Source organism: Chitinophaga sp. GbtcB8, assembly GCF_019091455.1.
Lineage (GTDB): Bacteria > Bacteroidota > Bacteroidia > Chitinophagales > Chitinophagaceae > Chitinophaga.
This window is the reverse complement of record NZ_JAGXJN010000001.1, coordinates 88,622-100,306: the sequence shown is the minus strand read 5'-3', so window position 1 is coordinate 100,306 and position 11,685 is coordinate 88,622. Positions and strand designations below refer to the sequence as shown.

General features: G+C 47.4%; 8 protein-coding genes. 5 read left to right on the top strand and 3 right to left on the bottom strand.

Going from position 1 to position 11,685, the window contains the following annotated elements:
• Positions 1-4: 4 nt before the first annotated feature.
• The 5 genes from KVT36_RS00450 to KVT36_RS00430 all read left to right on the top strand — a co-directional run bounded on the left by KVT36_RS00450 (position 5) and on the right by KVT36_RS00430 (position 6,527).
• Complete coding sequence (locus KVT36_RS00450; protein WP_217601541.1) at positions 5-1,309, top strand: hypothetical protein; 1,305 nt, start codon at positions 5-7, stop codon at positions 1,307-1,309.
• Between the two features lie 16 nt (positions 1,310-1,325).
• On the top strand, positions 1,326-2,636 hold the full coding sequence (locus tag KVT36_RS00445; protein ID WP_217601540.1) for a hypothetical protein: 1,311 nt from the start codon (positions 1,326-1,328) through the stop codon (positions 2,634-2,636).
• Positions 2,624-4,801, top strand: coding sequence for an outer membrane beta-barrel family protein (locus KVT36_RS00440; protein ID WP_217601539.1), 2,178 nt, complete (start codon positions 2,624-2,626; stop codon positions 4,799-4,801). The genes KVT36_RS00445 and KVT36_RS00440 overlap by 13 nt, the downstream gene beginning before the upstream one ends.
• A gap of 24 nt (positions 4,802-4,825) precedes the next feature.
• Positions 4,826-4,975, top strand: coding sequence for a hypothetical protein (locus tag KVT36_RS00435; RefSeq protein WP_217601538.1), 150 nt, complete (start codon positions 4,826-4,828; stop codon positions 4,973-4,975).
• Positions 4,976-5,054: 79 nt separating this feature from the next.
• A complete protein-coding gene (locus KVT36_RS00430) occupies positions 5,055-6,527 on the top strand; it encodes a S41 family peptidase (RefSeq protein ID WP_217601537.1) in 1,473 nt (490 codons plus the stop codon).
• Here KVT36_RS00430 and KVT36_RS00425 read toward each other — a convergent pair.
• The 3 genes from KVT36_RS00425 to nagB all read right to left on the bottom strand — a co-directional run bounded on the left by KVT36_RS00425 (position 6,519) and on the right by nagB (position 11,655).
• Complete coding sequence (locus tag KVT36_RS00425) at positions 6,519-7,214, bottom strand: HlyD family efflux transporter periplasmic adaptor subunit (RefSeq protein ID WP_217601536.1); 696 nt, start codon at positions 7,212-7,214, stop codon at positions 6,519-6,521. The genes KVT36_RS00430 and KVT36_RS00425 overlap by 9 nt on opposite strands.
• Positions 7,215-7,233: 19 nt before the next feature.
• The gene (locus KVT36_RS00420; protein WP_217601535.1) at positions 7,234-9,447 is read right to left on the bottom strand and encodes a peptidase domain-containing ABC transporter; all 2,214 of its coding nucleotides are present in this window, start codon (positions 9,445-9,447) and stop codon (positions 7,234-7,236) included.
• A 282-nt stretch (positions 9,448-9,729) separates the two neighbouring features.
• On the bottom strand, positions 9,730-11,655 hold the full coding sequence (nagB, locus tag KVT36_RS00415) for a glucosamine-6-phosphate deaminase (RefSeq protein WP_217601534.1): 1,926 nt from the start codon (positions 11,653-11,655) through the stop codon (positions 9,730-9,732).
• Between the last annotated feature and the right edge of the window lie 30 nt (positions 11,656-11,685).

Here is an 11,685-nt window from a genome sequence, read left to right as displayed (position 1 = left end):
AATTATGGAAACGCCCACACAAGCCCCCCAGCCGGTAGCTGTTATGAATGAAACCTGGTGGAATGATTTTATAAACAGCACAAAAGGTTTTACTGAAACCGTAGTAGTGCCGGATGTGCTGCCCGCAGCAGAAGTGCAGTACATGAATAACCTGGTGCTGGAAGTAATAAGCGAATTATGCCGCTTTAAGACCAATGCCTACGGGCTGCGCGTATACCTGGATGGCAAACAGCAGGATGGCGCCTACCTGGATAGTAGTATTTACCCGCAGGCCCCCACAGCAGGGGAGAACATTACCCAATGGTCTGCCCGCGTGTTTGAAGATAAAAAGTTTGGCATCATCATCAACTATGCTGAAAAGTTTTCTCCCGCACTGGCGCAGCTGCTCACCAACCTGCTGCAGCCCTTACTGCAAAGTACCGGCCTGCCTTTGGATGGTATGCACACCACCACCTTTATTGGTAACTATGGTTACACGCCTTTAGGCATTCACCAGGATCATGATGGTGGTAATGTGATCCACTTTCACCTGGGTCCCGGCGGTAAGATCATGTACAACTGGGATGCCGCCGAATATGAAAAGCTGCCCGGCGCAAAACAGAACAATACAGAAATAGCGCCCATGCTGCCTTATGCACAGCAATACCCCTTTAAAACCGGCGACCTCTATTATATGCCCTGGAATAAATACCACATTGGGTTTAGTGATGAGCTGTCAGTAGGGGTAACCGTGTGGTTTGATAACCATAGCAAAAGTGATGTGCTGAACAACATCCTGGAATCATTCAAGCGCCAGTATGTGGATATGACAGATCTTACCCTTACCTCCCCTGAAACAGGTCCCGATGGTTTTACCGGTTTTGCGCATGTGGAAAGTATGTTAAAGCTGGATGAGCGCCTGGAAGGCCTTAGCTTTCATGATGTGCTGCAGGAGGTGTATAAAGAGGTGATGCAGACCCAGGCCAGCAACGGCGGCTGGCGTGCACAGCCCTTATCGCTTGAACAGGCAAATGGTTATAACGAGAACGAATATATGCACCTGCAGGGAAAACAGGTACGCCTGGTAAGCCCTTTCCGCCTGTATCCGGTGCATGTGGAAAAAACGGATCAGCTGCTGGTATTTTCCCGCGCCTCAAAAATAGAGATCAGGTACCATATTGGCTTTGTGAACATGGTAGAGCAGCTGAACAGCGGTGAAGTACTGGCGGTAGATGAGCTGTTGAACTACCTGCCGGTAGAATGGCCCGTAGAAGCAGGACTGTATTTCCTTTCCCTTATCTATAATAAGAGAGGTATTGACATTGTTTGATTAAATAACACTGGTTATGCACGCATCATATAAAACCTGTTGCCAGCAGTGCACCGCTAAAAATAACTTCTCCTGCAAATGGTGGGAAGAGTTCCTGGAAAAAAGCGCACACTTTTCCAACACCGTGGTAATACCGGATATCTTAAGCCCCGAAAAATGTGCGGAAATGAGCCTGGATGCACTGGCCATACTGGGCAAGATCTTTACAGCGCCAGAGCTGTTTGCCGGCTTTCGCCTGTATGTTGGCAACACGCAGCAGGGAGAGGCATGGTTAAAACAGCACGTTTTTCCGCACCCCCCGCAGCCAGGTGAAGATGTGGAGCATTGGGCAGCCAGGGTGTTTGGCAATGAAAAGTTCTGTATTGCCGTGAATTATGGCGAGCGCTTTTCAGATCCCCTGGCCTCATACTTAGGCAGCTGTTTGCAGCCCCTGCTGAAAAAAATGGGCGTGCCTATGGATGGGATGGAAATAGATATTCTGATGGGCAACTACGGCTACACGCCGTTCGGTATACACCAGGACAGGAGAGGGGAGAACGTGATCCACTTTCACCTGGGGCCTGGCGATAAGATCATGTACAACTGGGATAAGGAAGCTTACGAGCAGCTGCCCAATGCAAGCCAGAATAATATGGATATTGAAGCCTTTTTGCCGCATAGCCAGGTTTATCCCTTTAAAGCCGGCGACTTGTATTACATGCCCTGGGATAAATACCACATCGGTTACACCGGCGAGTTATCCATTGGCGTTACTGTATGGTTCAATAATCCAACGCGTAGCTCCCTGTACAATAAAATGAATGCACGCCTCTCGCGCCACATTGATATGACTGATGCAACCCTGACCACACCGGAAAAAGATGCGCAAACCCTGGAAAGTTTTACACATATAGAAGAGCTGCTGCAAACCCTGCCGGAAATGTCCACGCTTACTTTAAGCGAGCTGCTGCAGCAGGAATACACGGAGCGTATTACCGCCATCAGCAGCAATGCAGGATGGGGTGCACGCCGCCCGGCCGATGAAAGTGTGGCTTTAATGGACCCTGCTGAATGGAAGAATAAAGCAGTGCGCGTTATATACCCTTTCCGCATTACGTACCGCCTGCTGGAAGCACGCAGCCAGCTGCGCCTGTTTGTACGCGGCAACAGCACGGATATTGCTTACTACCCCGAAACGCTGCAGCTGGTAGAAAAGATCAATGCCGGCAAACCCTTGCCGGCAGCGGACCTGATGGAAGACCTCTCAACCGTATATACACCGGAAACCGGCGCCTGGTTATTACATACACTCTTGACAAAAGGAGGAATTGAGCTATGCGAATTATAAAATATCTCACTGCCCTCATATGCATGCTGGCAGCTATAACCACGCACGCGCAAACGGATACGGCTCACCAGAAGCAGCAACAGCTGAAGGAAATTGAGATCACCAGCCATAAAAAACTGGTGGAGCGTAAAATAGACCGTATTGTGCTCAACATTGCAGCCAGCCCGCTGGCATCTACCGGCACGGTGCTGGATGCCCTATCCACCGCGCCCGGCGTAATGGTAGATAATGACCGCATATATATCAAAGGCAGAACCGGCACTATGGTGATGATGGATGGCAGGCCCCTGTACCTGTCCGCCGCAGAGATCAGCCGCATGTTAAAGAATATGCCCGCAGGCACCATTGATAAAATAGAAATTATTACCAACCCTTCTGCCAGATATGATGCAGCCGGTAATGCCGGCATTATTAATATCCGCACCAAAAAAAGCCGTATCAAAGGCATGAATGGTACTTTGGGGCTTACCTATGCCACCGGCTTTTATCCTAAGTATAATACGAATGCAGACATTAATTACCGCAACAATAAAATATACCTGTTTACAGGGTTAAGTGACAGTTACAATAAGAACCGTGCTATCTTCAAAAGCCATAAGACCATCACCGGAAAGGACCCGCTGATCTTTGATGAGGCGGGCCTTTCTATTGCCAATGGCCGGGAAGATGGCATACGTGCCGGCATTGAATATTATATGAACGCCAATAATACTTTTGCCCTCTCCACCAATACCACTTTGCTGTATGCGCCTGCTGCCGAAACCTACAACACAAATTTCAGCAGCAATAGCAGCAGCATAGATTCCAGCCTGTATGTGCGGAACAATCTTTCATCCCGCTACCACAACATTACCGGCAACATTAATTACAAACATACTTTTGATTCCCTGGGCAGTGAGCTGGCAGTGAATGCCGACTATGCGGCTTTCCGTTCCAGTAACAAAGGCTCTTTTGTGAACAGTTATGCAGATGTGCAGGGAAAGCCCTCCCGGCCCGACGAACAGCTTAGAAGTTATAGCCCCGTAACCATTGATATATTTACCGCCACAGCAGATTATACTAAAATATTACCACGCAGCTGGAAGCTGGAAGCAGGTGTAAAAACCAGCAGCGTACGCACGGATAATGATATCCTCTTTGAAAACAAACAAGGCACGGACTGGTATACCGATGCCGGTAAAACCAACCATTTCCGTTATAAAGAAAATATTAGTGCCTTCTATTTCAATTTCTATAAGAAGACAAAATTTGCAGAACTGCAATGGGGCCTCCGGGGCGAGCAAACCAGCTATAACGGTTACTCATTAACCACAGGAACGGAGGTGCGTAACCGTTACTTTCAGCTGTTCCCCAGCGTTTTTATTACCAAAGAGCTGGGAGAGGATCATGTGCTGAACCTTTCCTACAGCCGCCGTATTGACCGCCCCTCTTACCAGGATCTGAATCCCTTTATTTACTACAGCTCGCCCTATGCTTACTACCAGGGCAATCCCTATGTACAGCCTCAGTACACGCATTCGCTGGAAGCCTCCTGGACCTTTAAGGAAGATTATACCCTTACGCTCGGTTATGCCGCCATTAAGGATTATTTCACGTACATCTCTTACCTGGACAGCAGCACCAACATTACAAAGGAAACCATTGCCAACTTTAACACGGCCCGCAATATTAGCCTGGATATAAGCGCCACGCAGGAGATCACGGACTGGTGGACCTGCATTGTGAACCTCAGCACCTGGAGCGACCGCTATACCGCCTGGTTTAACAATGCCCCTATTAATAACAACATCCTTAGCTTTTCCGGCAATGTTAAAAATACGTTCAACGTAAATAAGCGTTTAATGCTGGAAGCCACAGGCATTTACCGCAGCCCCACCATTGATGTGATCCAGCGCAGCTTTGCCCGTTACCGGGTAGACCTGGGCTGCAAATACACATTAATAGCAAATAAAATGATCCTGAAAATGGCGGTAAAAGACCTGTTCTATACTTACCGCAGTAATGGCGTAAACAGGGTAGGCAACCTGGACGAACATTTTTACAATACCAATGAAACCCGCTTATTTATTGTAGCCCTTAGCTGGAACTTTGGCAAGCTGAAAAAGATAGATAAGCACAGCGGCAATAAAAGTAATGCAACAGAGCTGGACCGCATCCGGAAATAATTTGTTCACCTTAAACCACTTTGCATGAAAAAGAGAATTGAAAAAAAGCTCACACTGGGCAAGATCAAAATTGTAAAGCTAAGCGGTAGCTCCATAAAGGAGCTGCCTACCGGTAATCCCACCATGATCAATACATGCGGGGTCTGTCCTGAAACTATCCTGGGTACCCGTTAAATACAGCAACAGCAAACAGTGTTAAAGGCTTTTCCTTTAACACTGTTATTGCATCAGAAAAAATTACTAATTTCCGGAAATGACCGGACCTGTTAAAACCCTTGCTATCGCCGCCTGCTGTTTCCTGTTAAGCTGCGCCCCGCAAAAGCCGGCTCCCTTAGCCGGCAATTACCTGAACGACCTGGTATTATATGAGAACATATTACAGGCCACCCATGCAGGTTTATACAACTATCACAGCAAATCATCCATAGACAGTATTTTCGCTTACTACAATACCCTGGTTGGCAAGCAGCATACCAGCACTACCGAGTTTTACAAATATCTTTGCATTATTACCACTTACATTGGCAGCCTGCATGATGATGTATTCTTGCCTGATGCCTTGCGGGATAGCCTGGCCATGCAAAAAGGTTTCGTTCCCTATCCACTGGAGATCATTCATGATAGTTTGGTGGTAAATACAGACCTGGGCAGCATTCCCGCAGGCGCAATTATTACCGCTGTTAATGGCCATACTGCAAAAGAGCTGCTGCAAACGCTGGGGCATTATTATACAACAGACGGGTATAATACCACCGGCAAAAAAGTAGGCATAACACACTTCTTTCCCTGGTACTATGCCATTGAATATGGCATGCAGGATGAGTTTAGCATTACCTACCTGCCCTACGGCAGCCGCGCCACAAAAACAGCAGTGTTGCCTGCAGTTACCTTTACCACCTATGAAATGCTGTACGCAAAACGCCACTCTTTATACCTGGATACCCTGCTGGATAACCATTACTATTTTACCTGGGCGCATGACAGCGCGCCGGTACTAACAGTAAATACTTTTTCGTTAGGTAATGCGGAATCTGCCTCCCACAAGGCTTACAGCCGTTTCCTGGATTCAGTGTTCACCCTGTTAAAAACAAAACATGCTGCCAGCCTGGTGGTAGACATACGTAAAAATGGGGGCGGGGATGATCCTAATGACCTGCTTACCTTTTCATACCTGGCTTACCAGCCCTATAAAGAGAACCAGGAAGCCTATACGTTATTTCAAAAGCTGCCCTTTAAGCAATATTACCAGGCAGAAGATTCCAGTGACATACCGGACCTGGAATCCAATTTCCATGAAGAACATAACCGCCTGGTAAATGGTAAGTATTACCAGAACCCTTCTTTTAATCCCTTATGGAAGCCCAATTCATTAGCCTTTCATGGTAAGGTGTATTTGCTGGTAGGGCCGCAGGTAGCTTCTGCAGCCTCTTTATTTGCCAGTATGGTAAGAAGCGAGGATAAGGTAATAGTAGTGGGAGAGGAAACCATGGGTGGTTATTACGGGCACACCGGGCATAACAGCGTTACCTACCAGCTGCCGGATTCACATATCAGCATTATGCTGTCTGTAGTAAATGTGAAACAGTATGTGCAGCCATTACCTGCCATTCCTTTTGGCCGCGGTATTATGCCGCAGCTGCCGCTGCAGCAGGATCTGAAAAGCTTTTTGGATAATAAGGACCGGGTGCTGAATGCCGTCATGAACCTTGCGCAGCAATCATTGTAAGAGCTGCTGGATGATCTTTCTTTCACGGAGAATAATACGGGCATTTCCTTTTACCAGGCTGGCATAAAATGGCAGCTGGTCAGCCTGTGTGCTATCATCCCGTAAAGCAATAAATACAGCGCATTTGCCGTCAGGGTCCGGCACCAGGGATAGCTCCCGGATATAACCTGCCAGCACAATGCGCTGATCATTAAACAACAGGGATACACTCGTACCAGGTTTTACTTTATGGGCATCTGCCCCGTTAATTAAACCTACATATTCCACCGTATCTTTTTGCGGGGGCCGGGGAATGATATAACAAAGTGTATCATGGGCATTAATGAACTGTGCCGTATGTAAGGAGTGTTTGTATAAGGAAATATAACCGCTCACCGGTGCAGATATGTGACTACTATCGCTAAGGCTGGCCAGTATGGCATTCTTTTGTATGGGCTCCCCGTTCTTAAAATGCATAGCAGTCAGGGTACCTGCATAGGGGCTTATAACAGGCACGGGTATATGACCGGCATCCAGCGTTACGGGCAGCACCAGCTTTTCAGTATACGGTATAATGCTCATTAAAGCCAGTATAGCAAGGCCGGTTAATGCTACAGACAGCATGCCCCATTTAAAGATCCAGGAAGGCGGTTTATTAAGCGCATCATTAGCCTCATTGCTAATGATCTCCATTTCATGTATATCCATTGGTGTTATTGTTTTATGATCAGGTACCTAGTTCCAGCTGGTTCTTTACCAGGCTAAAGTAGTTGCCGGCATGGTCTACCAGCTGCCGGTGGGTGCCGGATTCCACCAGCTCCCCGTTTTCCAGCACAATGATCTGGTCTGCATTTTTTACCGTGCTTAAACGGTGGGCCACAACGATCACGGTTTTATTCTTAAAGAACCGGTCCAGGTTATCAATAATGGTTCTTTCATTCATCGCGTCCAGCGCATTGGTGGCTTCATCAAAGAAAATATATTCAGGGTCTTTATACACCGCGCGTGCAATGAGTATACGCTGTTTCTGCCCCTGGCTTAGGCCCATGCCATCCACACCTATTTTGGTATTGTAGCCTAATGGTAATGATTCTATGAACTCCCGTATATTGGCGGTTTCCACGGCATGCAGCAGGCTTGTTTTATCAATGCTGTCAGCACCCACTGCTATATTGTTGGCAATAGTATCAGAAAATATAAAACCATCCTGCAGTACTGCCCCGCATTTGCTTCTCCATATTTTTTCATCAATACGGGTCAGGTTTTCCTGGTCAATTTTAATGACGCCCGTAGTGGGTTCATAAAATTTCAGCAGCAGCTTTAGTAACGTGGTTTTGCCGCTGCCGCTGCGGCCAACAATAGCAGTTACCTTGCCCTTGGGTATATGCAGGTTCAGGTTCTTCAGCACATTAAAATAGTGGGTGCCTTCATAGCGGAAGCTCAGGTTCTCTATGTGTATAGATTCGCTTTGCATGGCAGCCCTGCTGGCCTGTATCATCAGCGGATCTGTTTCTTCTTCCTGTGTGCTGTCCTGTATTTCTCCTACCCGTTCAATACTGATCCTGGCATCCTGGAAAGAGTGGATAAAGTCTACGGAAGTAGCCAGCGGCACGTTCAGCTGTCCCACAATATATTGTATGGCCATCATTTCACCCAGCGTCATGGAGTTTTCAATTACCAGCTTTGCCGCCATAAAAGTGATGATGATGTTCTTGCTGGTATTAATAAAATCAGCGCCGCCTCTTTGAAACTGTTCCAGGGAAAGGTATTGTATGTTAATGCGGAACAACCGCGCCTGGATGGATTGCCAGTCCCAGCGTTTTTGTTTTTCCGCATTCTGCAGCTTTATTTCCTGCATGCCGTTGATCAGCTCCACCAGCTTGGATTTGTTATGCGATAGCTCTGTGAAACGTTTATAATCCAGCACCTTTCGCTTATTCTGGAAAAAGAAGATCCATAACACAAAAATGAACCCGCCTGTGAAAAAGGTGAGGAAAATACTGAGGCTGTAATACAATAACAAGCCTGCAAACACCACCAGTGTGAACAGGGAAAATACCAGGCGCAGGGTGCCGGAGGTCAGGAATTCCTCTATACGTTTATGATCTTCTATGCGCTGCAGCAGATCGCCGGAGTTTTTGGTGTCAAAGAACTTGATAGGCTTTTTCATGAGCTTCATCAGGAACTCTGAGATCATAGCCACATTCACACGCGTGCCCAGGTACAGCAGCAGCCAGTTCTGTATTACGCCTACCATAGTTTCTCCCAGGAAAATAATGATCTGCCCTACCAGCACCAGGTACACAAAATTCAGGTCTTTATTGGCAATGCCTGTATCTACAATACTCTGCGTAAGGAAAGGGAAGATCAGCTGCAGAATGGTGCTGAAAAGCACGCCAATAAGCAATTGCGCCAGCAGCAGCTTATACTTTGCGAGGTGTTTTACCAGGTAGTTAAAACCGCGCCGTGTTTCATTCTCCTTACGTACATCAAAGGTCTTCTCATAGAACTCAGGCAGCACATCCAACGCCAGTACTACGCCTACCGGCTGGTCCTGCGTTTTGGTGCTTACCCAGTTCTTAAGGAATTCTTCTTTCTTTAATTTTTGTTTGGTGGTACCGGGGTCCGCTACATACACATATTTATCCGTGATCTTATACACCACTACAAAGTGGTTCTGCTTCCAGTGTACAATACAGGGCAGCGTAATATTATCTTTCAGGATATCAAAGGTTATCTTTAATGCAATGGAGTTAAAACCTATTTTTTCCGCTGCATTGCTGATGCCCAGTAATGATACCCCTTCCTTACCAATGTTGCAGAACTCTCTTAACAGCGCCAGGGGATAGTCTTTGCCGTAATACCTGGCAATGATCCTGAGACAGGTGGGGCCACAGTCTTTAGTGTCCAGTTGTTTGTATATGGGGAATCTGTCAGCCATCTTTTTTGGGAATTATAAAGTATACATTGCTTCCCTGCTAAGTTCATGAAATTAAATTGTATTAACAATGGGTGCTGGGCTGAAACGCTTGCTGATGGCGGAAGAGGAGCGTTTTTGAGCTACGTTTCAGGGGGTTGGTGTATCCGTACAGGACCTTGGTACTTATAATGGTTGGATTGGTGTAGTGAAAAAAAAGTTTTGGAAAGATATGGTTATAAACAAGTAACACCCCCGTATTTACGGAGGTGTTACGTTATATACATACTTGTGATCCCTTATGGCTTACATAAAATGATACCGTACAAAAGCTTCCATCGCAGCATATTTCTGTAATCCCAGCTTATCATACAGTTCGGCGGTGTTAGCGTTGCGGTCTTCTGCCCTTTGCCAGAATTCACGCAGATCGGTTCCCTGGAAAGGTACAACATCTTTCTGGCTTTGGTGAATAAAGATGCCCAAACGTTTTTGAACCACCTGGTCGGGGCTCATAGGTACCGCCATTTCAATTTCATGGATGTCCCATTCCTGCCAGGCGCCTTTGTACAGCCATACCCAGCAATCTTTCATGAATGCCTCATGTTTCAGGCGGTTCAGCGCTTCAAACACAATGTCAAGGCACACCTTGTGGGTGCCATGCGGGTCGGCCAGGTCACCTGCGCAGAAGATCTGATGCGGTTTCACTTCGCGCAGCAGTTTCATGGTCAGCTGCACATCTTCTTCGCCCATGGGTTTCTTTTCCACCAAACCGGTTTCATAGAAAGGCAGGTTCTGGAAGTGGATATTCTCTTCCTTAATACCTACATAACGGCAGGTGGCCTTTGCTTCGCAACGGCGTATCAGGCCTTTAATGGCGCGTATTTCAGGTGTATCTTTCTGGCTGGGTTTCTTGATCTTCAGGAAAGCTTTTGCTTCATCCAGTATCTGGGAGCTCTTGCTTCTGTCTATATCAAACATACCTTCAAAGCCTACGGCAAAGTCAATAAAGCGCAGCACAAATTCATCGGTTACCGCAATGTTGCCGGAGGTCTGGTAAGCTACATGCACATCATGCCCCTGCTCATGCAGGCGTATGAAAGTGCCACCCATGGAAATGATATCATCATCCGGGTGAGGGGAGAAGATCAGCACGCGTTTAGGCATAGGCTCTGAACGTTCCGGGTGTTTGGGCAGTGGCGCGCCGGGTTTGCCGCCGGGCCAGCCGGTAATGGTATCGCGGATGCCGTTAAACTCTTCAATATTCAGCTCATACGCAGAACCGTATTGCACGATCAGGTCATTCAAACCATTCTCATTGTAGTCTTTATCCGTGAGCATCAGAATGGGCTTGTCCAGCTTCATGGCCAGGCCGGTTACTGCCTTGCGGCGCAGGCTGGGTGTCCATTCGCAATCGCCGGTAAGCCAGGGCTCTTTATAACGGGTCAGCTCCTGTGCGGCCTGCTCATCTATCACAAACCGGCAGTTCGGATGCTGTTGCAGCAGGGAGGCTGGTACCTGGTCGGAATAATGACCTTCTACCGCTCTGCGTACTATCTTGGCTTTGTGTGAGCCCCAGGCCATCAGCAATACGCGTTTGGCTTTGAAAATAGTGCCAATACCCATGGTAATAGCTAAACGGGGTACCTGGCTCATATTCGGGAACTCAAAACCATTGGCCAGGCGGGTGCTGTTATCCAGCGTTACCAGGCGGGTATGGGAGTTTACGCTGGCGCCGGGTTCGTTAAAACCAATGTGGCCGTTGTTACCAATGCCCAGTATCTGCAGGTCTATGCCGCCGGCAGATTCTATTCTGCGCTCGTATTCTTCGCAGTAAGCTTTCATTTTTTCCTTGGGCAGGGTGCCGTCCGGTACAAAATAATTGCCTTCCGGTATATCTATATGTTTAAATAACTGCTCTTTCATGAACCGGTTGTAGCTCTGCAGGGCATCCGGCTCTATGGGATAATACTCGTCCAGGTTAAAGGTGACTACATTCTTAAAGCTCAGGCCTTCTTCTTTGTGCAGGCGCACCAGCTCCGCATACAGGTACTTGGGTGTGGAACCGGTGGCCAGGCCCAGTACACATGTTTCTTTGGCTGCTTGTTTTGCTTTGATGAGTGCTGCTATTTCCTGTGCTACTGCGCGGGATCCTTCCTTAGCTGTGGGATGAATATCCACGGCTATCTGTTCAAAACTGTCAATCAGTTCGATCTCCTGGTGATTAAGCGTCATGGTAAGTGATGTTTTGGATTAGAGGCGTTT

Bases quoted from the DNA above. Each gene is read 5' to 3' on its own strand.
- KVT36_RS00450 (WP_217601541.1), top strand. From the start codon at position 5: ATGGAAACGCCCACACAAGCCCCCCAGCCGGTAGCTGTTATGAATGAA.
- KVT36_RS00425 (WP_217601536.1), bottom strand. From the start codon at position 7,214: ATGGATATACATGAAATGGAGATCATTAGCAATGAGGCTAATGATGCG.
- KVT36_RS00445 (WP_217601540.1), top strand. From the start codon at position 1,326: ATGCACGCATCATATAAAACCTGTTGCCAGCAGTGCACCGCTAAAAAT.
- nagB (WP_217601534.1), bottom strand. From the start codon at position 11,655: ATGACGCTTAATCACCAGGAGATCGAACTGATTGACAGTTTTGAACAG.
- KVT36_RS00420 (WP_217601535.1), bottom strand. From the start codon at position 9,447: ATGGCTGACAGATTCCCCATATACAAACAACTGGACACTAAAGACTGT.
- KVT36_RS00440 (WP_217601539.1), top strand. From the start codon at position 2,624: ATGCGAATTATAAAATATCTCACTGCCCTCATATGCATGCTGGCAGCT.
- KVT36_RS00430 (WP_217601537.1), top strand. From the start codon at position 5,055: ATGACCGGACCTGTTAAAACCCTTGCTATCGCCGCCTGCTGTTTCCTG.
- KVT36_RS00435 (WP_217601538.1), top strand. From the start codon at position 4,826: ATGAAAAAGAGAATTGAAAAAAAGCTCACACTGGGCAAGATCAAAATT.